The 23,845-nt window shown below is 74.2% G+C and carries 12 protein-coding genes and 1 pseudogene; 2 read left to right on the top strand and 11 right to left on the bottom strand.

Going from position 1 to position 23,845, the window contains the following annotated elements; genetic code table 11:
• Positions 1-99 (top strand): annotated as a pseudogene (locus tag ABT263_RS30725) (ATP-binding protein); the annotation flags it as partial.
• A gap of 67 nt (positions 100-166) precedes the next feature.
• On the opposite strand, the gene cimA reads toward ABT263_RS30725, so the two are convergent.
• From cimA to ABT263_RS30710, 3 genes are all read right to left on the bottom strand, one after another.
• Positions 167-1,792 carry a citramalate synthase gene (gene cimA / locus ABT263_RS30720; RefSeq protein ID WP_352295297.1) on the bottom strand — a complete coding sequence of 542 codons (1,626 nt, stop codon included), beginning with the start codon at positions 1,790-1,792 and terminating at the stop codon, positions 167-169.
• A 366-nt stretch (positions 1,793-2,158) separates the two neighbouring features.
• Positions 2,159-3,271: a branched-chain amino acid aminotransferase gene (locus tag ABT263_RS30715; RefSeq protein WP_352295295.1), complete on the bottom strand. Its 1,113-nt coding sequence runs from the start codon at positions 3,269-3,271 to the stop codon at positions 2,159-2,161.
• A 247-nt stretch (positions 3,272-3,518) separates the two neighbouring features.
• Entirely contained in the window at positions 3,519-4,556 is a 1,038-nt protein-coding gene (locus tag ABT263_RS30710) for a 3-isopropylmalate dehydrogenase (protein ID WP_352295293.1), read from the bottom strand.
• Between the two features lie 337 nt (positions 4,557-4,893).
• On the opposite strand from ABT263_RS30710, the gene ABT263_RS30705 reads away from it, so the two are divergent.
• Complete coding sequence (locus ABT263_RS30705; RefSeq protein WP_352295291.1) at positions 4,894-7,386, top strand: YfhO family protein; 2,493 nt, start codon at positions 4,894-4,896, stop codon at positions 7,384-7,386.
• 64 nt (positions 7,387-7,450) lie between these two features.
• Here ABT263_RS30705 and ABT263_RS30700 read toward each other — a convergent pair whose 3' ends face one another.
• From ABT263_RS30700 to ABT263_RS30665, 8 genes are all read right to left on the bottom strand, one after another.
• On the bottom strand, positions 7,451-10,816 hold the full coding sequence (locus tag ABT263_RS30700) for a S8 family serine peptidase (RefSeq protein WP_352295289.1): 3,366 nt from the start codon (positions 10,814-10,816) through the stop codon (positions 7,451-7,453).
• Positions 10,817-11,093: 277 nt separating this feature from the next.
• Positions 11,094-11,252 carry a hypothetical protein gene (locus ABT263_RS30695; protein ID WP_329489716.1) on the bottom strand — a complete coding sequence of 53 codons (159 nt, stop codon included), beginning with the start codon at positions 11,250-11,252 and terminating at the stop codon, positions 11,094-11,096.
• Between the two features lie 353 nt (positions 11,253-11,605).
• A complete protein-coding gene (gene serA / locus ABT263_RS30690; protein WP_352295305.1) occupies positions 11,606-13,192 on the bottom strand; it encodes a phosphoglycerate dehydrogenase in 1,587 nt (528 codons plus the stop codon).
• Positions 13,193-13,442: 250 nt separating this feature from the next.
• Positions 13,443-14,441, bottom strand: coding sequence for a ketol-acid reductoisomerase (gene ilvC / locus ABT263_RS30685; RefSeq protein ID WP_329489715.1), 999 nt, complete (start codon positions 14,439-14,441; stop codon positions 13,443-13,445).
• A gap of 101 nt (positions 14,442-14,542) precedes the next feature.
• Positions 14,543-15,067 carry an acetolactate synthase small subunit gene (gene ilvN / locus ABT263_RS30680; protein ID WP_329489714.1) on the bottom strand — a complete coding sequence of 175 codons (525 nt, stop codon included), beginning with the start codon at positions 15,065-15,067 and terminating at the stop codon, positions 14,543-14,545.
• Between the two features lie 35 nt (positions 15,068-15,102).
• Positions 15,103-16,956 carry an acetolactate synthase large subunit gene (locus tag ABT263_RS30675; protein ID WP_329489713.1) on the bottom strand — a complete coding sequence of 618 codons (1,854 nt, stop codon included), beginning with the start codon at positions 16,954-16,956 and terminating at the stop codon, positions 15,103-15,105.
• Between the two features lie 331 nt (positions 16,957-17,287).
• Positions 17,288-20,215, bottom strand: coding sequence for a putative bifunctional diguanylate cyclase/phosphodiesterase (locus ABT263_RS30670; RefSeq protein ID WP_352295303.1), 2,928 nt, complete (start codon positions 20,213-20,215; stop codon positions 17,288-17,290).
• 471 nt (positions 20,216-20,686) lie between these two features.
• Entirely contained in the window at positions 20,687-23,737 is a 3,051-nt protein-coding gene (locus tag ABT263_RS30665) for a helix-turn-helix transcriptional regulator (protein ID WP_352295287.1), read from the bottom strand.
• Positions 23,738-23,845: the final 108 nt, after the last annotated feature.

Raw genomic sequence — 23,845 nt, 5'->3', positions numbered from 1 at the left:
GACACCCCCGTCATCACCCTCGACGCCCGACGACGCGACAGCGCCAAGAGCGCCCTCATCACCCTCGTCGAACACGCCCTCCTCGCCCGCCTGCGGTGAACGGGGCGTCCCCCGGGGCGGTGCGGCCCACGGACCAGGGGGTCCGTGGGCCGCACCGCCCGGGGGCTCACCCGGCGGACGGCTCCAGGCCGGCCCGCAGCAGGCCGTAGGTGTAGGCGTCGTCCAGGGCCAGCCAGGACGCGGCGATCACGTTGTCGGCCACCCCGACGGTGGACCAGCTGGTGGTGCCGTCGGTGGACTCGATCAGTACCCGGGTCTTGGAACCGGTGCCGTGCTGGCCCTCCAGGATGCGGACCTTGTAGTCGACCAGCTCCAGCTTGGCCAGCTGCGGGTAGATCCGCTCCAGCGCGGTGCGCAGCGCCTTGTCCAGCGCGTCGACCGGGCCGTTGCCCTCGCCGGTGGCGATCCGGCGCTCGCCCTTGGCCCAGACCTTGACCGTCGCCTCGTTGCCCGCGAAGCCCTGCGGCCCCTGCTCGCTGATGGTCCGCCAGGACTCCAGGGTGTAGAAGCGCTCGCGGCTGCCGCGCACCTCGTCACGGAGCAGCAGCTCGAAGGAGGCGTCGGCGGACTCGTAGGTGTAGCCGAGGTTCTCCTGCTCCTTGACCCTGACGACCACCCGGCCGGCCAGGTCCCGGTCGCTGGACAGGTCGTAGCCGAGCTCCTTGCCCTTGAGCTCGACCGAGGCGCGGCCGGCCATGTCGGAGACCAGCATCCGCATGGTGTTGCCGACCGTCTCCGGGTCGATGTGCTGGTAGAGGTCCGGGTCGACCTTGATCGCGGAGGCGTGCAGACCGGCCTTGTGCGCGAAGGCGGAGTGGCCGACGTACGGCTGGTGGGTGGAGGGCGTCAGGTTGACCACCTCGGCGACCGCGTGCGAGATCCGGGTCATCTCGGCCAGGCTGCCGGGCGGCAGCACCCGGCGGTCGTACTTGATCTCCAGCGCGCCGACCACCGGGAACAGGTTGGCGTTGCCGACCCGCTCGCCGTAGCCGTTGGCGGTGCACTGGACGTGGGTGGCGCCCGAGTCGACCGCGGCCAGCGTGTTGGCGACGGCGCAGCCGGTGTCGTCCTGGGCGTGGATGCCGATCCGGGCACCGGGCTTGTAGGTCGCGGAGTCGGCGAGGACGTCGGCGACGATGTCGCGGACGCCGGCCGGCAGCATCCCGCCGTTGGTGTCGCAGAGCACCACCACGTCGGCACCGGCCTCGTGCGCGGCGCGGACCACCGCCAGGGCGTAGGCGCGGTTGGCCTTGTAGCCGTCGAAGAAGTGCTCGCAGTCGATGAACACCCGGCGGTCCTGGGAGCGCAGGTAGGCCACGCTGTCCCGGATCATCTCCAGGTTCTCGTCCAGCGTGGTGCGCAGCGCCAGTTCGACGTGCCGGTCGTGGGCCTTGGCGACCAGGGTGATCACCGGGGCGCCGGAGGTGACCAGGGCGGCCAGCTGCGGGTCCTCGGCCGCCTTGCCGCCGGCCCGCCGGGTGGCGCCGAAGGCGACCAGCTGGGCGTGCCGGAGGTCCAGTTCGGCGGCGGCCCGGGCGAAGAACTCGGTGTCCCGCGGATTGGCGCCGGGCCAGCCGCCCTCGATGAACCCGACCCCGAACTCGTCCAGATACCGGGCAATGGTCAGCTTGTCGGCCACCGTGAGGTTGATGCCCTCGCGCTGCGCGCCGTCGCGCAGGGTGGTGTCGAAGACGTGGAAGCTGTCGTCGGTGCGGTTGCTGGCCTGGGTCATGGCCCTGGGTCTCCGTTCCGGGAGGTTGGTACTGCTCTGCCGGTTCTGATCCGGCTCCACTGTCCAGCATCCCGCGCGCGCCCGGTGTCGCTCGGCCCCTTGTGGGGGCTCCGGCCGGTCCGGGGGTGTGCCGTTCGGGCTGGGCCCGAAAAGCAAAAGACCCCTCGCGGGTGCGAGAGGTCTGCGCGCGGGTCTGGACGCTGGTGGTCGCTCCGCATCGGGTACTGCGGAGCGGTCACTGCGGACCGGCGCGCCTGCTGCTAATGATCAGCGAAAGCGAGGACACGCTCGCAGTGTGGCACACCCTCCGGAGTCCGGCCCGGCCGTCTCGCGATCCGAAACGGCACGGGCCGGGGCGGCTCCGGATCAGACGATCTTGTGCAGCCAGCCGTGGGTGTCGGGGCGCTGGCCGCCCTGGATGGCCAGCAGCGCCCGGCGCAGCTCCATGGTGGTCGGGCCGGGCTCGCCGGCGCCGACGGTCCAGTCCCCGCCGCGGGACTTGACCGAGCCGACCGGCGTGATGACGGCGGCGGTGCCGCACGCGAAGACCTCGGTGAGGGTGCCGTCGGCGTTGCCCCGCTTCCACTCGTCCGTGGAGATCTTCCGCTCCTCGACGGCGTAGCCGAGGTCGGCGGCGAGCTGGAGCAGCGAGTCGCGGGTGATGCCGGGGAGCAGCGCGCCGGAGAGCTCGGGGGTGACGATCTTCGCGTCCTTGCCCTCGCCGAAGACGAAGTACAGGTTCATCCCGCCCATCTCCTCGATCCACCGGTGCTCGGCGGCGTCGAGCCAGACCACCTGGTCGCAGCCCTTGGCGGCGGCCTCGGCCTGGGCGACCAGCGAGGCGGCGTAGTTGCCGGCGCACTTGGCGGCACCGGTGCCGCCCGGCGCGGCGCGGACGTAGTCCTCGGAGAGCCAGACCGAGACCGGCTTGACGCCACCGGAGAAGTAGGCGCCGGCCGGCGAGGCGATGATCATGAAGAGGTAGGAGTTGGCCGGGCGCACACCCAGGCCGACCTCGGTGGCGAACATGAAGGGCCGCAGGTAGAGGCTCTGCTCCTGCTCGTTCGGCACCCAGTTCTGCTCCTGCTGGACCAGGTGCTCGACGGCCTCGACGAAGGTCTCGATCGGCAGCTCCGGCATGGCCAGCCGGCGGGCGGAGGCCTGGAAACGGGCGGCGTTGGCCTCCGGGCGGAAGGTCGCGATCGAGCCGTCGGCCTGGCGGTAGGCCTTCAGGCCCTCGAAGATCGACTGACCGTAGTGCAGCGTCATGTTCGCCGGGTCGATCTCCAGCGGCGCGTACGGCGCCAGCTGGGCGTCGTGCCAGCCCAGGCCCTCGGTCCACCGGATGGTGACCATGTGGTCGGTGAAGATCCTCCCGAAGCCGGGGTTGGCCAGCCGGGCCTCGCGCTCCGCGTCGGACAGCGGGTGCGCGGAGGGCTTGAGGTCGAACGTGATGGGCGCCTGGGTGGGCGTGCTCATGGCTGTGTGTCCTTCACCGTGGGGTTGGTCCGGGCCGCCTCCGTCGGGTGAACGTTTCGGCGAACGAACGCACGACGGCACGGCCCACTGTCGATACTCGCATCCAGAGGGCCGTGCCGAACAGCTGTCGACCCCAGGAGGAGTCGGCGGCCGCGGTTGTGCGCTTGTGCGCCCCGGCCCCTTCGGCCGGAACACCGCTTGTCGGATCCGGCCTCCCGGCCTGATCCCGCGTGTCGGATCCGGCCTGTCAGCCGGATACTCGGGCGGCGAGCGCGTCGCCGACCTGGGAGGTGCTGCGGGCGCCGGTGCGCTCGGTCAGGTCCGCGGCGACCGCGGCCTCGACCGCGGCGGCCTCGGCGGCGAAGCCGAGGTGCTCCAGCAGCATGGCGACCGAGAGCACGGTGGCGGTCGGGTCGGCCTTGCCCTGGCCCGCGATGTCCGGGGCGGAGCCGTGCACGGGCTCGAACATCGACGGGAAGTCGCCGCTCGGGTTGATGTTGCCGCTGGCGGCCAGGCCGATCCCGCCGGTGACGGCGGCGGCCAGGTCGGTCAGGATGTCGCCGAACAGGTTGTCGGTGACGATCACGTCGAACCGCTCGGGCTGGGTGACGAAGAAGATGGTCGCCGCGTCGACGTGCAGGTAGTCGGTGGTGACGTCGGGGAACTCCCGGCCGACCTGCTCGAAGATCCGCGTCCACAGGTGACCGGCGTGCACCAGCACGTTGTTCTTGTGGACGAGGGTCAGCTTCTTGCGCGGCCGCGCCTGGGCCCGGCGGTAGGCGTCGCGGACGACCCGCTCGATGCCGTAGGCGGTGTTCAGGCTGACCTCGGTGGCCACCTCGTGCTCGGTGCCGGTGCGCAGCGAGCCGCCGTTGCCGACGTACGGGCCCTCGGTGCCCTCGCGGACGACCACGAAGTCGATCGCGGGGTCACCGGCCAGCGGCGACGCCACGCCCGGGAAGAGCCGGCCCGGCCGCAGGTTGATGTGGTGGTCGAAGGCGAACCGCAGCTTCAGCAGCAGCCCGCGCTCCAGCACGCCGGACGGCACGCTCGGGTCGCCGATGGCGCCGAGCAGGATCGCGTCGTGGGTCTTCAGCTCCGCCAGCACGCTGTCCGGCAGCGTCTCGCCGGTGCGGTGGTAGCGCCGGGCGCCGAGGTCGTACTCGGTGGTCTCCAGCTTCACGTCGGCGGGCAGCGCCGCGCCAAGGACCTTGAGGCCTTCGGCCACCACTTCCTGGCCGATGCCGTCACCGGGAACTACTGCGAGACGAATGGTGCGAGACATGCTCGGACCCTACTCCGCCGTCCCAGGGGCTGACACTTCGCGTCCACTATCCGGACGCCCGGTCAGGTGAGGTCGACATCGACCGCGAACGGCCGGTCGAGCTTGAGCTGCTGGTGATGGATCCCGGTCAGCCCGTAGGACAACGTCGCCGGATCCAGCACGTACGTGTGGTGATTCCTCCCACCGGGAATCCTGACGGACGCTCTCGGGCCACTCGGCGGGATCCCGCCGGACGTCACTCCCACGAGGGAGCGCGGGAGGCGGAAACCGCGCCCGGGGCGCGTCTATGCTCGCGACGAACTGGTCCGGCATTCCTCGTGGAACGGGGCGAATCACCATGGCCGAGCGACGGCGGGAGGCGTTGGCCTGCGGGGTCGCGGCGGGCCTGGGCATGGCCGGGTACGCGCTCGCCGCCGCCCTGCGCGGGGCCTGGCCGCCCGGGGCCGCGGAGACGGCGGTGCCGTTCCACGCCCAGCTGTGGGACCTCGTCCACGGCGAGACCACCGGGGACCTGCTGTTCACCTGGAACAGCGGGTACGGCGCGCCGTTCCTGGCCGACTTCTTCGCCTACCTGATGAACCCGTTCTCCTGGCCGGCCGCGCTGCTGCCGCGCGACCAGGCCCAGCTCGCGGTCTTCCTGGTGGCGCTGGGCAGCATCGGCCTGGGCACCGGCCTGATGACCCACGCGCTGGGCCGCCTGCACGCCGGCCCGCACTGGCTGCGGGCGGTCGCCGCCCTCGGCTACGGGCTCTGCGCCTGGGTGCCGACCGTGGGCGGGGCGGCCCCGATGTGGCTCTGGGGCCTGGTCTCGCTGCCGCTGCTCGTCCTGGCCGGCGACTGGTGCCTGCACGAGCGCCGCTGGGTGGCCGGCACCCTCTGCGTCGCCCTCGCCTGGGCGGGCAACCTCTACACCGCCGCGATGGCCACCATCACGGCCGGCCTGGTGCTCGCGGTGCGGCTGGCGGCCGTCCGGCGGCCGTTCAAGGCCGTGGTCCGGGTGACCGGTCGGGCGGTCACCACGGCCGGCCTCGGGGTGCTGCTCGCCGCACCGGTGCTGTTCGTCGGCGTCCGGGCCGCCCAGGAGGCGCAGCCCGAGTCCCCCGTCCAGCCGCTCGGCCCCTCCGGGCTCGGCGGGCACCTAGCCCAGTTGCTGCCCGGCACCCAGAGCGGGCGGCCGCTGCCGGACGTCTCGATCGGCCTGCTCGGCCTGCTGCTGGTGGCCGGGCTGCCGTTCAACCGGCGGGTGCGGCCCCGGGAGCGGATCGTCTGGTGCGCCCTGCTGGCCCTGGTGGTGCTGAGCTTCGTCTGGACGCCGACCGTGCTGGTCTGGCACGGTCTGGCCATCCCGGCCGGCGGCCCCTACCGGGCGGCCTTCGTGCTCAGCGGGCTGCTGGTGCTGGCCGGCTGGGTCTCGCTGGTGCACCGGCCCGACACCCCGACGCTGCTCGGCGGCGCCGCCGTGGTCGCCCTGGTGGCCGGGATCGCGGCGGCGCACCGCCCGGTGCGCGGGTCGACCTGGGCCCTGCTCGCGCTGGGCGGCGCGGTGCTGCTCGCCGCGCTGTGGACCCTGGAGCACCGGCACACCGACCGCCGGGCGGGCGCCGCCGCGACCGCCGTCCTGGGCGCCGCGGTGCTCGGCGGAGCGGTCTGGTCGGCCTACGCCGCGCTGGGCACGCCGGCCGGCGGGACGTCCTCGGGCGCCGCCGTCCGGGCCGCGCACGCGGCGCTGCGGCAGGCCGCCGACTGGCCGCGGGCCCGGAGCGACCCGGGACCGCACGCCTTCACCCCGAACGACCCGCTGCTGCTCGACGGCCAGGGCGGCGGCTACTCCAGCGGGTCCCTGCCCACCGTCACCGCGCTGCTGCTGCACGACCTGGGCGCCGGCTGGTCGGCCGGCGGGCGGCTCACCCGGAGCGTCACGGACCCGGTCGGACGGGCGCTGTTCGCCGTCCGGACCCAGCTCGCCGACGGGCCGCCGCCGAACGGCTTCACGGTCGCCCGGTCCGCCGCTCCCCCGCTGGTCACCGTCCTCCCGGCGGGCTCCGCCCCGGACACCTCCTCGGTCTGGTCGCGCCAGGAGTCGCTGCTCGGCGGCCCGGTCTACGACGTCCCCGGGCTGGTCCCGGCCGGCGGTCCGGAGCCGGCGCAGCACGGCAGCAGCGGCTGGTCCGTCCCCGCCACCCCCGCCGGTTCGGACGGCACCGCGTTCACCGCGGCCTGCACCCCGGGCGCCACCGCGTACTTCCACGGGGTCTGGTTCGACGGCACGGTGAGCGGCCTCGCCGCGAGCTACCGCAGCGACGGCGAGCAGCCGACCACCGCGGTGCCGATCCACGAGCTGGGGACGGTGCCCGCCGACGGCGTGGTGCGGGTGGTGCTGCGCGCGGACACCCTCACCCAGGTCCCGGCCCGGCCGGTCGGCTGTCTGCGGCCCGGCGCGCTGGACGCGGCCGTCGCGCGGCTCACCGCGACCGGCGCCCGCTCGGTCACGGCCGGCGGGCACACCCTGGCCGCCGCCCTCCCGCCCGGCAGCACCGGGACGGCGCTGCTCTCCGTCCCGGCCGCCGCGGGCTGGACCTGCGCGGCCGGCGGCGGCCGGCCCACCGCGCCCACCTCCGTCCTCGGCATGATCGGTGTCCCGCTCGGCGCCGGCGCGGACCGGATCAGCTGCTCGTTCCGCCCGCCCGGTCTGACCGAGGGACTGCTCCTCGCGCTGGCCGCGGCCGCCGTCACCACCCTGACCGGGGTCTTCGGCCGGCTCCGCCACCGGCCCACCCGCACACCGCGCCGGATCCGCCGGGCCGCCCACCGGGGGCGCGCCGACGGGTAGCGATGCCGGAGGCCGTCACCGCGTGCGGTGACGGCCTCCGGCGGGGCGGGACGGGACGGATCGGTCAGGGGAGGGCGAGGACCTGTCCCCGATGGCCGTCCCGGTTGAAGTGGTGGAGCAGGAGCAGCCGGGAGGTGTCACCGTCGGCGCGCCGGACATCGAGGACGGTGCCCGGCGGGAGGGCGGCGGCCACCGCGGCGGGGCCGCCGGGGCCGGTCCGGACGTCCACGGCCGGGTGCAGCACGTCGACCGCGAGGGTGGGCCTGGTGCCGCGCAGGCCGACGGCGGAGAACGCCTCGGCCGGGTCGGGCTTGCCCGAGGTGGCGACACCGGTCCAGAGCCCGTAGCGGACGGTGCTGTGCCCGGCGCGCACCCCCGGCAGGGCGGCGAGGCGCACCGGCAGCACCAGGACGTCGCTGTCCAGCAGCGCGGTGTCGGTGTCCCCCCAGCGGGCGTTCAGCGGCTGGACGTCCAGCTCGGCACCGCTGCGGGCGTCCACCGACCGGGCGACCAGGACGTCGCTGCCGGGCTGCCGGTCCGCCTTGACGAAGACGTCGGTGGCGCCGTCCCCGTCGGTGTCCAGCGAGGCCCGGACGGCGAAGACGCCGACCGGGGTGGCGGCGGGCGTCCAGAACTGCGCGGCGAGGTAGAGCATGCCCTGCCCGTCGCCGACGGCGGGCGCGTCGGAGGCCGCGCCGACCGCGCGCAGGTTGGCCGCCCGGTCGCCGGGGCGCTCGACGCAGACGTCCTGCGGGGCCTGCGGTTCGGTGCTCTCCTCCGGGACGATGCCGGCCCCCGGTCCGACCGCGGCGCCGCTGTCGGGCGGGCAGTCGGGCCAGCGGGCGCCCTCCCCGCCCAGCGCGAAGGCGCTGAGCAGTCCGGGCTGCTCGGCCGGCGCCCGGGTGCCGCCGAGCACGACCAGGGCGCCGGTCCCGGTGCCGCGCGCCGGCGCCGCCGCGCTCAGGTCCGAGGCCGGGCGGGGAGCGGCGAGCAGCGGGACCCGCAGCTCGGGCAGCGCGTCGTCCGAGACGGGCGTGAGCAGCAGCCGCCCGGAGAGCTCGCCCCGGTAGCTGCGGGCCCGGCCGCCCTGGCTGGTGTCGATGGTCGGGTCGGGCGCGCGGCCCAGCTGTCCCGGGACGGTCAGCGTGACCCTGACCCGGGCGGTGCCGCCGGCCGGCACCTCGACCCGGTCGGGCGCGATCTCGAAGCGGGCGCCGGGCAGTTCGGTGGCGGCCGCGTAGCCGGTGCGGTACAGCGCCGCCGTGCCGGACAGGTTGCGGACCTCGACCTCGCGGACGAGCCCGAGCGGGCCGCCGACGGCCACCGGGCCGAAGGAGACGCCGACGCTGCCCGGCGCCGCGCCCTCGCCCGCCGCGTAGGCGACCACCGGGGTCCGGACGGCGCGGTCCACCTGGGCCCGGCCGGCGCCGGTGCGCTCGGGGCCGTAGACCGGGCCGGTGTGCCCGTCGCCGGGCCAGGTGTCCCCGGCGGTGTTCATCAGCGCGGCCTTGAGCTGCTCGACCGTCCACTCCGGGTGGGCCGCGCGGACCAGCGCGGCCAGCCCGGCGACGTGCGGGGTGGCCATCGAGGTGCCGTCCTCGCGCTGGCCGCCGACGCCGCTGCCGGCCTTGGCGGACCAGATGGTCTCGCCGGGGGCGGCGAGGTCGGGCTTGACCACGCCGGGGACGCCGATCCCGCGCGAGGTGAAGTCGGTGAGGGTGTCGGCGCGTTGCGGCTGGTCCTGGGAGACGACACCGTGCAGCGGGTTGCCGGGGGCGGCCAGCCGGACGGTGACCGGGCCGCTCGCCGCACCCTGGCGCAGCCGTTCGCCGTCGGCCCGGGCGAGCAGCGCGAGCGGGATCCGGTCGTTGCCGGAGACCTCGGCGAGGTGGTCGTCGTCGGCGGCGAGCAGCGCGCCGATCGCGCCCGCGTCGGCGGCGTGGTCCGCGCGCGGCCCGGAGCCGCAGGCCCGCTCGGACGCCCGGGTGCTCCAGGCGAGGACGGCGATCCGCCCGGCGAGCCGCTGCCGGTCGGCCTCGCCGAACGCCGTGCAGCCGTCGGACTGGTCGACGGGCAGGGCGAGTTCACCGCTGACGTCGGCGCTCGACCAGCCCTGGTAGCGGGCGCTCCAGTGGCTCGGGACGACCCCGGCGAGCGGCTCGGGGGCCAGTACCGTCAGGCCGTCGGCGTCGCTGTGCGGGTCGACCGAGGCGGCGACGGCGACGGCCCGGGCGGCGGTGCCGGGGCTGCCGCCGATGCCGTAGACGTCGCCCTCGTTCCCGGCCGCCGCGACCACCACGGTGCCGAGTTCGGAGAGGTGGTCGACGGCGATCGCGTCGGCGTCGTCGGTGGCGCCGAAGCGGCTGCCGAGGGAGAGGTTGACGACGTCGAGCCGGTCGCCGAGGTCGCCGTCGCCGTTCGGGTCGGCGGCCACGTCGAGGGCCTGGGCGAGCTGGTCGGTGGCGCCGTCGCAGCCGAACACCCGGATCGCGTACAGCTGCGCGCCGGGCGCGGCGCCCGGGCCGACCGCGAAGCCGGCCGGGTCGAGGCCGGGCCGGTAGGGGCCGGGGTAGGGGCGGCCGTCGGTGGTGACGCCGAGGCCGGCGGCGGTACCGGCGACGTGCGTGCCGTGGCCGTTGAGCGCGCAGTCGATCGGGTTGTCGTCCGGGTGCGGGTCGGGCTGGTGGTGCGGGGAGGCCGGGTCCGGGTTGTAGTCGTCGCCGACCAGGTCGCGGCCGCCGACCACCTTGGCGTTCGGGAAGAGGCCGGCGGGTGCGGGCTTGGCGCCGTCCACGGCCTTGAACGCGTCCTCGGTGCCGGGGCCGCCGAAGTCCGCGTGGGTGTAGTCGATGCCGCTGTCGATGATGCCGATCCGCACCCCCTGACCGGTGTTGCCGGCCCCGGCGTCACCGGATCCGGCGTCCCAGACCCACGGCGCACCGGTCAGCGGCACGGAGTGCGCGTTGTCCCGCTGCTTGCGCACGATGGGGTGGACGGCCCGGACGCCCGGCAGCGCGCGCAGGGCGGGCAGCCGGGAGGCCGGCACGGTGACGGCGAGTCCGGTGAGCAGGGTTCGGGTGCGGTACAGCTCGCGGACGGTGGGAGCCGTGCCGCGGACGGCCCGGGCCAGCCGGTCGAGCGCTTCGGACGCCCGGGTCACCTGCTCGGCTCCGGCCCGCGCGGCTTCCTGGCGGACGGCCTCCGGGGAGCGCCGGGCCCGCCGGGCCTCGGTGGCCGCCTGCCGCCAGGCCGGACCTGCGGCCTCGGTGCCGAGCTCCAGCAGGACGGAGGCCGGGCGGCCGGCGCCGGGGGGCTCGGCCGTCGGTGGACTGCCGGCCGCCGGGGCGGCGGTGAGCAGGAACGGCCCCGCCAGCAGGGCCAGGGTGAGGCCGATCCGGGCGATCGGACGACGGACGGGTGGCTGACGCACTGGGCCTTCTCCCCCGGCAAGGGGAACTGATCCGCACGCCGTGCCGCTGACGCCCGCCCGCGCGGACGCCGATCACCCTTCCGGGGCCCCAAATTAGGATGATCGCGCCGGACAGCGCGAGCAACATCCCTCCAACGGGTGCCACGTGCACTCTCGGGAGTGACTCACCGTCAGGCCGTGCGGGCTATTCGGCAGATGAACGCCGGCTCCGGAGGGCGAGGCCCGCCCGGCCCAGCGGCGAGCGGCCCTGGGCCCAGGACGCCCGGAGGCGGCCCGCTCAGAGGTGGCCGGTCACGCCACCGTTGTCACGGCGGTCCAGCGCGCGCTGCAGCGCGGCGGCGGCGAACGGGGGCCGCTCGGTCGCGCGGCGGCGGCGCGGCGCACGGGCGGTGGTGGCGGGGGCGGGGGTGGCGTGGCGGTCTGCGGTGGGAGGCATACCGGGCTCCTTGGATCGAATGCGCCGGGCAGTGGCGCAGAGGGTGGGGAGAGGGGGGTGCCGGCGAAGCGCGTCGCCAGGGGGGCTCACGGCGGAGCGGGAGCACGCCGGGCGGGGATCGCCTGCCCACGGCGTACGGGCGCACACGGGCCGCACACCCTGGCTGCAGGGGCGGCGCACCGTATGGCTCTTCCACGGTACGACCCGCACCCTGGCCTGTCTGCACGAATACTTGGATTTCCTAGTATCTGAGACGGGACTCACCCGGAGCGCCGGTCCGGCCCCGGACGCGACAGGGCCCGGACCACCGCGCGGCGGTGGTCCGGGCCCTGTCGGAACGGCTCTGCCGGGGCTCAGGCGCCCAGGTCGACCGAGCGGGCGAAGCGGGCGCCGATCTCGGCCGCGATCGCCGACAGCACCTCCTGCGGGATCTGGGAGTCCACGGTGATCGAGGCGAGCGCGCCGCTGCCGTCGCGGGCCACCTGCATGCCGGCGATGTTGATGCCGGCGTCGCCGAGGTGGCGGCCGAGCACGCCGACCACGCCCGGGCGGTCCTCGTACTTGAAGAACGCCATGTGGTCGGTGAGCGCCACGTCCACGTCGAAGGCGTCCACGCCGACGATCTTCTGGGTCTGCTTCGGACCGGCCAGGGTGCCGGAGATGGCGATCTCGCCGCCGTCCGCCAGGGTGCCGCGGACGGTGATCACGTTGCGGTGCTCGGGGCTCTCGCTGGAGGTGGTCAGGCGCACCTCGACACCGCGCTCCTGGGCGAACAGCGGGGCGTTGACGTAGGACACCGTCTCCGCCACGACGTCCTCGAACACACCCTTGAGGGCAGACAGTTCGAGCACCTTCACATCGTGCTGGGTGATCTCGCCGCGGACCTCGACGTCCAGGCGGACGGCCACCTCGCCGGCCAGCGCGGTGAAGATCCGGCCGAGCCGCTCGGCCAGCGGCAGGCCCGGGCGGACGTCCTCGGCGATCACGCCGCCCTGGACGTTGACGGCGTCCGGGACGAGCTCGCCGGCCAGCGCCAGGCGGACGGACTTGGCGACCGCGATGCCGGCCTTCTCCTGGGCCTCGTCGGTGGAGGCGCCCAGGTGCGGGGTGGCCACCACGTTGTCGAAGCCGAACAGCGGGGAGTCGGTGCACGGCTCCTTGGCGTAGACGTCCAGGCCGGCGCCGGCCACCCGGCCGTCGCGCAGGGCGCTCGCCAGCGCGGCCTCGTCCACGATGCCGCCGCGGGCGGCGTTGACGATGCGCACGCTGGGCTTGACCTTGTGCAGCGCCTCGTCGCCGATCAGACCGATGGTCTCCGGCGTCTTCGGAAGGTGGACGGTGATGAAGTCCGAGATCTCCAGCAGCTCTTCCAGCGAGACCAGCTTGACGCCCATCTGCGCGGCGCGGGCGGCCTGGATGTAGGGGTCGTACGCGACGATCTGCATGCCGAACGCGGACATCCGCTGCGCGACCAGCACACCGATCCGGCCGAGGCCGACGACGCCGAGGACCTTCTCGCTCAGCTCGACGCCGGTGTACTTGTTGCGCTTCCACTCGCCCTGCTTCAGGGCGGCGTTGGCCGGCGCGATGTTGCGGGCGACCGAGATCAGCAGGCCGCAGGCGAGTTCGGCGGCGGTGACGATGTTGGAGGTCGGCGCGTTGACGACCATCACGCCGGCCTTGGTGGCCGCGGCGACGTCCACGTTGTCGAGGCCGACGCCGGCGCGGGCGACCACCTTGAGCTTGTGGGCGGCGGCCAGCGCCTCGGCGTCCACCTTGGTGGCGGAGCGGATCAGGATGGCGTCCACGTCCGCGATCGCGGTCAGCAGCTCGGTGCGGTCCGCACCGTTGCAGTGGCGGATCTCGAAGTCCGGCCCGAGGGCGTCGACGGTGGCGGGGGACAGCTCTTCGGCGATCAGTACAACGGCGGTCTTGGTCACAGTGCTCACGACAGTGGTCCTTAACTGTCCGGTTCCCCCCGGCACGTAGGTGGCGTGGAAGGCGGGGGGAAGGTGGCATGCCGCGTAGGTAGACGCACGACGCTGTGGGCCTGACGCGCACTCGGAAGTGTATCGACGGGCTGGGTACCAGGCTGCTCCCGTCCGGCGAAATCACCCGGACGGGAGCAGCCTAGTTGTACAAGGACCCTACGGAATCGGACAGGTCCCGAAGGGGGCGGAGCCTTAAGGCTCAGGCCTCTTCCTTGACCCAGCTCATCAGCTTGCGGAGCTTCTTGCCGGTGGTCTCCAGCAGGTGGTCCTCGTCGGCCTTCTTGTACTCGTTGTACTTGGGCAGACCGGCCTTGTACTCGGCGATCCAGGTGTTGGCGAAGGTGCCGTCCTGGATCTCGGCGAGGACCTTCTTCATCTCGGCCTTGGTGGCGTCGGTGATGATGCGGGGGCCGGTGACGTAGTCGCCCCACTCGGCGGTCTCGGAGACCGACCAGCGCATCTTCTCCAGGCCGCCCTCGTACATCAGGTCGACGATGAGCTTCAGCTCGTGCAGGCACTCGAAGTAGGCGATCTCCGGCTGGTAGCCGGCCTCGACCAGGGTCTCGAACCCGGCCTTCACCAGGGCGGCGGTGCCACCGCAGAGGACGGCCTGCTCACCGAACAGGTCGGTCTCGGTCTCCTCGGTGAAGGTCGTCTTGATGACGCCGGCCTTGGTGGCGCCGATGCCCTTGGCGTAGGACAGCGCCAGCTCCAGGGCCTTGCCGGAGGCGTCCTGCTCGACGGCGACGATCGCGGGGACGCCGCGACCCTCCTCGTACTGGCGGCGGACCAGGTGGCCCGGACCCTTCGGGGCGACCATGCAGACGTCGACGTCGGCCGGCGGCTTGATGAAGCCGAAGCGGATGTTCAGGCCGTGGCCGAAGAACAGGGCGTCGCCCGCCTTCAGGTGCGGCGCGATGGACTCCTCGTAGACGTCGGACTGGATCGGGTCCGGCACCAGGATCATGATGACGTCGGCCTCGGCGGCGGCCTCGGCCGGGGTGACGACGCGCAGGCCGGCCTCCTCCGCCTTGGCGCGGGACTTCGAGTCGGCCTTCAGACCGACCCGGACGTCGGCACCCGAGTCGCGCAGGGACAGCGCGTGGGCGTGGCCCTGGCTGCCGTAGCCGATGACCGCGACCTTGCGGCCCTGGATGATGGACAGGTCGGCGTCGTCTTCGTAGAACAGCTCGGCCACGGGGGCACATCTCCTTGCGTGATGGTCTTGCCGGGTACGTTCCCACGGTACGTGGACCCGGCAGGGTGTGGGACGGTGCTTCAGGGGGTGAGACGACCGCGCTACGCGCTGCGGTCGAGGGCGCGCAGCGAGCGGTCGGTGATCGACCGGGCGCCGCGGCCGATGGCCACCAGGCCGGACTGGACGAGCTCCTTGACGCCGTACGGCTCCAGCATCCGGAGCATGGCCTCCAGCTTGTCCGAACTGCCGGTGGCCTCGATGGTCACCGCGTCGGGGGACACGTCGACCGTCTTGGCGCGGAAGAGCTGGACGATCTCGACGATCTGCGACCGCGTCTCGTTGTCGGCGCGGACCTTCACCAGGACCAGTTCCCGCTGGATCGCAGCGGACTGGTCGAGTTCGACGATCTTTATCACGTTCACGAGCTTGTTGAGCTGCTTGGTGACCTGTTCCAGCGGGAGGTCCTCGACGTTGACCACGATCGTCATCCGGGAGATGTCCGGGTGCTCCGTCGGGCCGACGGCGAGGGAGTCGATGTTGAAGCCCCGACGGGAGAACAGCGAGGCGATGCGGGCGAGCACGCCGGGCTTGTTCTCGACCAGGACGGAGAGGGTGTGCTTGGACATGGGGTCTCTGTTCCCTTGGCGTTCCGGAGCGGGCGTCAGTCGAGGTCGTCGCCGAAGTCGGGCCGGACGCCCTTGGCGAACTGGATCTCGTCGTTGCTGGTGCCGGCCGCGACCATCGGCCAGACCATGGCGTCCTGGTGGACGATGAAGTCGATGACGACCGGGCGGTCGTTGATCTCCATCGCCTGCTTGATCACCGCGTCCAGGTCCTCCGGGCGCTCGCAGCGCAGGCCGACGCAGCCCATCGCCTCGGAGAGCAGCACGAAGTCGGGGATCCGGGTGCCCTGGGCCGGCGGCTCGATGCCGTCGTGGTCCGGGCCGGCGTGCAGCACGGTGTTGGAGTAGCGCTGGTTGTAGAAGAGGGTCTGCCACTGGCGGACCATGCCCAGCGAACCGTTGTTGATGACCGCGACCTTGATCGGGATGTCGTTCAGGGCGCAGGTGACGAGTTCCTGATTGGTCATCTGGAAGCAGCCGTCGCCGTCGATCGCCCAGACCGCCGTCTCCGGGCGGCCCGCCTTGGCCCCCATCGCGGCCGGCACCGCGTAGCCCATGGTGCCCGCGCCGCCCGAGTTCAGCCAGGTGGCCGGCTTCTCGAACTGGATGAACTGCGAACTCCACATCTGGTGCTGGCCGACGCCCGCGGCGTAGATCGCCTCCGGGCCGACCAGCCGGCCGATCCGCTCGATGACCTGCTGCGGGGAGAGCTGACCGGCCGGGGCCGGCTCGTAGCCCAGCGGGTAGGTCTTCTTCCACTCGTTGAGCTTGACCCACCAGTCCGCGTAGTCGCTGCGGTGGCCGGCGTCGAACTCGGCCTGGACGGCGACGATCAGGTCGGCCAGCACCTCGCGGGCGTCGCCGACGATCGGCACGTCGGCCGGGCGGTTCTTGCCGATCTCGGCCGGGTCGATGTCGGCGTGGACGACCTTGGCGTAGGGCGCGAAGCTGTCCAGCTTGCCGGTGACGCGGTCGTCGAAGCGGGCGCCCAGGGTGAAGAGCAGGTCCGACTTCTGCAGCGCGGTGACGGCCGGGACGGTGCCGTGCATGCCGGGCATGCCCAGGTGCTGGGGGTGGCTGTCGGGGAAGGCGCCGAGCGCCATCAGCGTGGTGACCACGGGGGCGCCGGTCAGCTCGGCGAGGATCCGCAGTTCGGCCGTGGCGTGCGCCTTGAGCACCCCGCCGCCGACGTACAGCACCGGGCGCCGGGCGCTCACCAGCATCTTCGCGGCCTCGCGGATCTGCTTGGCGTGCGGCTTGGTGACCGGGCGGTAGCCGGGCAGCGAGGTCTCGGCCGGCCAGCGGAAGGTGGTGGTGGCCTGCAGCGCGTCCTTGGCGATGTCGACCAGCACCGGGCCGGGTCGGCCGGTGGCGGCGATGTGGAACGCCTCGGAGATCACCCGGGGGATCTCGGCGGGGTCGGTCACCAGGAAGTTGTGCTTGGTGATCGGCATCGTGATGCCGCAGATGTCCGCCTCCTGGAAGGCGTCGGTGCCGATCGCCTTGGAGGCGACCTGCCCGGTGATCGCCACCATCGGGACGGAGTCCATGTACGCGTCGGCGATCGGGGTCACCAGGTTGGTCGCGCCCGGCCCCGAGGTGGCCATGCAGACCCCGACCTTGCCGGTGGCCTGGGCGTAACCGGTGGCGGCGTGGCCGGCGCCCTGCTCGTGGCGGACCAGGATGTGGCGCACCTTGGTCGAGTCCATCAGCGGGTCGTACGCGGGAAGGATGGCCCCGCCCGGGATGCCGAAGACGGTGTCCGCGCCCACGGCCTCCAGCGAGCGGATGAGCGACTGGGCTCCGGTCATGGTCTCGACGACGTGCTGGGGAGCGGGAGCGTGGGCGGCCGGGGTGTCCCCGCGGCGGGGGGATGCGGCGTGCTCAGTCATCTGCCTGTCTCTTCTCGGGTTTCGCCGGCCCGGGTGGTTGCGGGCCCCAAGTGGCTGAGGGTGGGGTCCCGCGTGTCGGGCCGATCGCCGGCTCTGCCCCAATCGTCCCTCCTCGCCCTCCGGAATCGGGGGGAATCGGGCGGCCGGGGCCAGTGGTCTTGCGGAGTGGAACAGCGTCAGTGCAACAAAAAACCCCTCGTGCCAAGGGCATGCGAGGGGTGGCGCGTCGGTCTGTCACGAGCGGGGCATCGCCCGCTCAGCCGACGCGCCCGCCAAGTACGAGAATTCGGGTGCGCATGGCAACGACCTTCCTCCCGTGCGGGGTCGACTGTCAAGCAGGTGGGACGACAGTCTCGCCATGCGGACCGTGCCCCGGGCCCGCGGCGGCCCGGTGTTCGGGCAGGTCGGAGGGGCTGTGAGGGGGCCCGGACCGCCCCCCGCCGGGCTCGCCGCGGCCACCCGTCCGGGTGTCCGCGGCCAGGTACGCGCGCCGCGCCGAGAGCGAGCCGAGCGGGCGCGGCAGCGGGTAGGAACGGCGCACCAGCGCCCGCCGCAGCCGGGTCTCGTCCAGCGGCGGGGCGAAGGCCGACCCCTGGCCCTGCCGGCAGCCCAGCTCCTGGAGGACGGCCACCTGGCGCGGCAGGTCCACCCCCTCGGCCGCGGTGACCAGGCCGAGGTCCCGGCCGAGCCGCAGCGCGTGCCCGGCCAGCGTCCGGCCGAGCGGCGAGTCACCGAGGTCCTGGACCAGCGTGCGGTCCAGTTTGAGGCTGTCGAAGGGCAGCCGGGCGAGCGCCCCCAGCGAGCCGTTGCCCGCCCCGAAGCCGGCCAGCGCGGTCGAGACGCCGAGCCGGCGCAGCGCGGCCAGCCGGCGGCCGAGTTCGTCGGCCAGCGCGTCCGGGCCCATCCGGGCCACCTCGACCACCAGGTGGCCGGCCGGCAGCCCGGTGTCGCGCAGCGCCGCGACCACCGCCTCGTACATGCCGGGCGAGCAGAGGCGCTGCGCCGAGAGCCGGACCGACACCGGCACCGGGGCCGCGGCCGAGCGGGTCCTCGCCGGCAGCCCGCGGCGCAGCGCGGCAGCCGTCACCGCCTCGTGGATCAGCCAGCGGGAGAACCGGGTGGCCGCGTCGCCGTGCTCGGCGGAGCGCAGGAACTCGGCGGGGGTGAGCAGCAGGCCCTGCGCGGAGCGCCAGCGGGCCTGGGCCTCGACGCCGGTGACGGCGCCGGTCCCGAGGTCCACCACCGGCTGGTGGAGCAGTGTGAAGCCGCCCTCGCGGACGGCCACCCGCAGCCGCTCCTCCAGCTCGGTGCGGCGCTCCAGGTCGGCCCGCATCGCCGGGGTGTAGAGCACCACCCGGCCTTTGCCCTCGGACTTGGCCCGGTACATCGCGAGGTCGGCGTTGCGCATCAGCTCGTCGGTGGCGGCCCGGGGATCGGCGGCCGGGCCGCGCTCGGGGGTGCCGAAGGAGATGCCGATGCTGGCCGCGACGCTGAGTTCGGCGCCGCCGATCCAGTACGGCTCGGAGAGGGCGATCCGCAGCCGCTCGGCGAGTTCCTGGACCTGCAGCCGGCCGAGCGGGCCGCAGACCAGCGCCGCGAACTCGTCCCCGCCGAACCGGGCGACGGTGTCGCCGCTGCGCACCGCGCCCTGCAGCCGGCGGGCGGCCTGCACCAGCAGTTCGTCGCCGACCTGGTGGCCGGCGCTGTCGTTGACCGCCTTGAAGCCGTCCAGGTCGAGGAAGAGCACGGCGATCCCGGCGCCCGCGCCGCCCTGCTGGCCGCGGGTGGCGAGGGCGGCGCGCAGCCGTTGGGCGAACAGCGCCCGGTTGGGCAGGTCGGTGAGCGGGTCGTGGAAGGCGTTGTGCTGCAACTGGGCCTGCAGTATGACGCGTTCAGTGACGTCCCGGCTGTTCAGGATCAGGCCGTCGCGGTACCGGTTGACGGTGGACTCGACGTGCAGCCACTCGCCGGCGCCGGAGCTGATCCGGCACTCCACCCGGGCCGCGGACGGCTCGGCGGCGGCGGGCGAGCGGAGCGCGGCGAGCCGGCCCCGGGCCAGGAAGCGGCGGACCTCCGCGAGCACCCGGTCCACGTCCTCGGGGTGGACGAGGTCCAGCAGGTTGCCGCCGACCAGCTCCTCCGGATCCCGCCCGTAGACGCCGAGCGCGGCCGGGGACACGTAGGAGAGCACGCCGTTGGCGCCGGCGATCATGATGACGTCGCTGGAGCCCTGCACCAGGGAGCGGAAGTGCGCCTCCTTGTGCGCCAGCTCCTGCGCCAGCGAGAGGTTGTCCAGCAGCATCACGCCCTGGCGCAGGATCAGCGCCAGGCCGACGGTGCAGGCGGCCGCGGCCACCACCCGGTCCAGGGGCCGCCCGCCGAGGGCGTTGTAGAGGATCCCGGCGGTGCAGACGGCGGCCGCCGCGTACGGGGTGAGCGCGCTGAAGGTGGTGGCCACCCGGCGGCGCGGCAGGCCGCCGACCGAGGGGTGCTCGCGCAGCGGACGGCGCCAGCGCGGCGACCACGGGGCCCAGGCCAGCAGCAGGCTGCCGGCGAACCAGCCGGCGTCCAGCAGCTCCCCCGAGTGGTAGTTGCTCTTCAGCTCCGGCGAGGTGAAGAGGGCGTCGCAGAGCACCGTCACGGCGAGCGCGATCATCGCGGTGTGCACCGCGGCCCGGTTGCCGTCGCGGCCGCCGAAGCGCAGCCCGACCACCAGGCTGACCAGCAGGATGTCCAGCACCGGGTAGGCCAGGTTGGTCGCCAGCGCCACCACGGAGCCGTCCGCGCCGGCGGCGATCCGGCCGAGCGCCAGGCTCCAGCTCAGGGTGAACAGCGAGCCGGCCACCAGCCAGCCGTCCAGCAGCAGGCAGAGCCAGCCGGCGGCGCTGCGCGGGCGCTGGGAGAGCACCAGCACGCCGGTGATGGCGAGCGGGGCGAACAGCAGGAAGGCGAACTCGGCGAGCGAGTCCTGCGGCTGCTTGCCGGGTTCGACCAGCTCGTACCAGCCCCAGGTGGCGTTGCCGAACGCGACCATGAGCGAGGAGAGGCCGAACAGCAGCCAGGCCGAGCGGGCCGGGCCGCCGACCGTACAGGCGTACGTCAGACAGGACAGCGCGGCCGCGAGCGCGGCCGCCGCCAGGCCGAAGTCCCCCATGAAGACGGAGAGTTGGCGCGACCCCCAGCCGAGGGACGCGCCCAGTGCGTACGCCAGGCAGAGGGCGCCGAGCACGGTGCCGGGCAGGGATCGGCTGTACAGCAGTCGGCGGACCGGGCCGCGCCGGACGGCTGCGGACAGGTCGGCGTCCGGTACGCCCGACCGTCCGGCTCCGGGCAGCACCGCATCGGTGGAGCTCACTCGGCCTCTCCCCCTCCGACCCGGAGCCTGGCGCCCCGGCCACGGGCCACCGGCCGCGCACCTGATGGCCGTACGCGGTGACCAGGCGCCCCGTCAGGGCGATGGCCCAGGGGGTGGGCGGCCTGCCGGCCGACGCACCGCACCGATGTTCCCACTCGGGACCCTACACCACTTCGGTCACTCAATGACACGCACACTCAACTTAGAGTAATGGTGAAGGGGTGGTGAAATGCACCCGATTCCGCCGGATCGGGCCGGTTGGCGGGGGCGTGCGGACGGGGGCTCACGCGGCGCGCACGGGAGCACGCGGCGGGGTCCGGTGACCACCGGCCGGTCCGGGCAGGTCCGGCCGGTGGTCACCGGCGAGCGTGCGGGTCAGCGGCCGGCCAGCGCCGGCTCGTCCGGGAAGAGCCGCAGGCGGTGCGCCAGTGCGGCGGCCTCGCCCCGGCCGGCCACCGCGAGCTTGCCGAGGATGTTGGAGACGTGCACGCTCGCGGTCTTCGGCGAGATGTACAGCTCCTCCGCGATCTGCCGGTTGGTACGGCCCCGGGCGAGCAACCGGAGCACGTCCCGCTCACGGGGGGTGAGCCCGAAGGAGTCGCCGACCGCGGGCACCGCGGTGGCCCTCGCCGCACGGGCGGTCAGCGCCAGACCGGCCCGCTCGGCCAGGCCGTTGATCTCGGCCAGCAGCGCGCTGTCCGACCGGGCCCGGGCCAGCGTCCGGGCCTCGCGGAGCAGGGCCGCCCCGGCCTCCCGGTCGCCGGCCAGCACCCCGGCCTCGCCGGCCCGCAGCAGGGCCGCCGCCAGCGGGCCGGGCAGCCCGGCCGGCCGCAGCGCCTCGACGGCGACGGCCCACTGCACCGGGGTGTCCAGGCCCTCGGCCCGGGCCAGTTCGGCCTCCAGCAGGCGCGCCCAGCCGTGGTGCAGCGGCGCCTTGGGAGTCAGCCCGGCGGCCACCTCGGCGATCCTGGCCAGCACCGCGGGCCGGCCCGGATCGGCCTCCGGCAGGCCCCGGCCGTCGGCCTCGGCCGCGGCCCCGTCGATGAGCAGCGGGTAGAGCGCGGCCTCGTTCCCGGCCGGAACGGGGCCCCCGATCACCGCGAGCAGTTCGGCCCGCGCCTCCAGCGGCCGCCTGCCGCGGGCGGCGATCAGCACCGCGAGCCGGGAGATCGGCACCGAGTGCTGGACCTGGCAGACCCGGTCCGAGGCCCGGGCCTGGGCCAGCATGCCGGCCGCCGCCGGGAGGTCCCCGCGCAGCAGGGCCAGCTCGCCCCGCAGCCGGTCGAGGAACTCGGCGTGGCTGCCCGGGTACTGGGTCCGCTCGGCGCCGGCCAGCAGCTCGGCCGCCTCCCCGGTCCGGCCCAGGTCGAGCAGCGCCTCGGCGAGGTTGCCGAGCAGCAGGGTGCCGATGTTGCGCAGCAGGCCGGTGCCGTCCGCCGTCTCCAGCCCCTCGCGGGCGAGCGCCACCGCCTCCTCCGCGCGGCCGAGCGACTGCAGCAGGCTGGCCAGGTTGTTGAGGCCGCGGAGCATCAGGTCGGGGACGCCGAGCCCACGGGTGGCGGCGAGCGCCTCGGTCAGCTCGGTGACGGCGGCCTCGGGGTCGTTGCCCAGGTCGTGGCGGAGCGTGCCGAGCGTCATCCGGGCGTGCTGCTCGACGGCGTGCGCGCCGACCTGGCGGGCGATCGCCGCGGCCCGCTCGGCGAGTTCGACGCTCTCGCCGGTCGGGTTGTTGAGCATGGCGATGCCGGCGCTCAGCGCGAACACCTCGGCCTGCACCGCGGACGGCGGCAGGTGCTCGACCAGCCGCCGGGCGTAGGCCGCCTCGTCCTGGTCCTTGGAGCGGTTGAGGTGGCCGAACATCCGGGCCCGGTTCATCCGGAACCAGGCGGCCCGGGCCGGGTCGCGGGTCTCGTCGACCAGCTTCAGCGCCCGCCGGGAGAGGCTCAGCCCGCGCTCGCGGTCCCCGCTGCGCCGGGCCGCGACCACCGCCTCGGCGAGGACGTCGACCAGTTGCAGCCGCTCGCAGTCGCCGTCGTGGGTGTCCACGTCGCAGGAGCAGGGCGGGTAGGTCTCGGCCCAGTCGTAGGGGCGCAGGGTGTGCGCCAGGACGTCCTCGGAGACCTCGTCCCACAGCTCCAGGGCCCGCTCCAGCATCCGCAGCTGCTCGGCGAAGGCGTTGCGCCGGCGGGCGGCCCGGGCGGCGTCCAGGGCGCTCGGCAGGGCCCGGACCGGATCGTGCGCGTGGTACCAGTAGTTGGCCAGCCGGGCCGGCCGGACGTCGCAGCCGACCAGGTGCGGCTGCTGCTCCAGGGCGGTGGCGAAGCGGCGGTTGATCCGGTGCCGCTCGCCGGGCAGCAGGTCGTCCGAGACCGCCTCCCGGACGAGGGCGTGCCGGAACCGGTAGCCGTCCCCGTCGGTGTCCGGGCGCAGGATGTTGGCGCCGACGGCCGCGCGCAGCGACTCGATCAGCTCCTCCTCGTCGTCCAGCACCGCGGCCAGCAGCGCGTGCTCGACGTAGGAGCCGCCCTCGGCGGCGATCCGCAGCACCCGCTGGGTCTCCTCGTCCAGCGCCTCGACCCGGACCAGCAGGATGTCCCGCAGCGAGTCGGTGAGCCCGGCCGAGCAGCCGGACTGGAAGGAGGTGGCGAGCTCCTCGACGAAGAACGGGTTGCCCTCGGAGCGGCGGTGGATCCGGTCGACCAGCTGCCGGTCGGGGTCGGCGGTGCCGAGGATGCCGGCCAGCTGCTCGGCCACCTCGCCCGGGCCGAACCGCTCCAGCTCCATCCGCTGGACGGTGCGCAGCCGCTCCAGCTCGGCGAGGAAGGGCCGCAGCGGGTGGCGGCGGTGCAGGTCGTCGGTGCGGTAGGTGGCCACCAGCAGCACGCGGGCCCGGTGCAGGGTGCGGACCAGGTAGGTGAAGAGCTCCCGGGTCGAACGGTCGGACCAGTGCAGGTCCTCGACCGCGAGCACGAGGGTACGGTCCGTGCCGAGCCGCTCGAACAGCCTCGCGGTGTGCTCGAACAGCCGGGCCCGGCCGTACTCGTCGTTGGGTTCGCCGTCGGCCTCGCCGAAGTCGGGCAGCAGCCGGGCGAGGTGGCCCTCGCTGCCGGCCGCGGCGGCCTCCAGCTCGGCGCCCAGCCCCCGGTGCAGCCGGCGCAGCGCGGTGGCCAGCGGCGCGTACGGCAGCCCCTCGGCGCCGACCTCCAGACAGCCGCCGACGGTGGTGACCACGCCCTCGTCCGCGCAGCACCGGTCGAGGAACTCCTCCAGCAGCCTGGTCTTGCCGACGCCCGCCTCGCCGCCGATCAGGACGGTCTGCGGCTTCCCCTCCCCGGCCCGCCGCAGCGCCTCGCCCAGTCCGGTGATCTCGGTGCCGCGGCCGACGAAGACGGGACTCACCGATATCTGCTGCATGGAGGCGAGCATGCCATAACCGTCCGGGCCGGGCCGATCGGTTATCCCGGCCCTCGGACGCCCGGAAGGGGAGGCGCTGGATCGCACCTCCCCTTCCATCTCCGTCCCGACCCCGGCCGG

Origin of the sequence: Kitasatospora sp. NPDC001603 (assembly GCF_040298365.1) — a bacterium.
Classification (GTDB): domain Bacteria; phylum Actinomycetota; class Actinomycetes; order Streptomycetales; family Streptomycetaceae; genus Kitasatospora.
This window is presented reverse-complemented; position numbering and strand designations above follow the sequence as displayed.

Coding starts and splice junctions, on each gene's coding strand:
- ABT263_RS30705 (WP_352295291.1), top strand. CDS start 4,894: ATGGCCGAGCGACGGCGGGAGGCGTTGGCCTGCGGGGTCGCGGCGGGC.
- ABT263_RS30675 (WP_329489713.1), bottom strand. CDS start 16,956: ATGACTGAGCACGCCGCATCCCCCCGCCGCGGGGACACCCCGGCCGCC.
- ABT263_RS30695 (WP_329489716.1), bottom strand. CDS start 11,252: ATGCCTCCCACCGCAGACCGCCACGCCACCCCCGCCCCCGCCACCACC.
- ABT263_RS30710 (WP_352295293.1), bottom strand. CDS start 4,556: ATGTCTCGCACCATTCGTCTCGCAGTAGTTCCCGGTGACGGCATCGGC.
- cimA (WP_352295297.1), bottom strand. CDS start 1,792: ATGACCCAGGCCAGCAACCGCACCGACGACAGCTTCCACGTCTTCGAC.
- ABT263_RS30665 (WP_352295287.1), bottom strand. CDS start 23,737: ATGCTCGCCTCCATGCAGCAGATATCGGTGAGTCCCGTCTTCGTCGGC.
- ilvN (WP_329489714.1), bottom strand. CDS start 15,067: ATGTCCAAGCACACCCTCTCCGTCCTGGTCGAGAACAAGCCCGGCGTG.
- ABT263_RS30715 (WP_352295295.1), bottom strand. CDS start 3,271: ATGAGCACGCCCACCCAGGCGCCCATCACGTTCGACCTCAAGCCCTCC.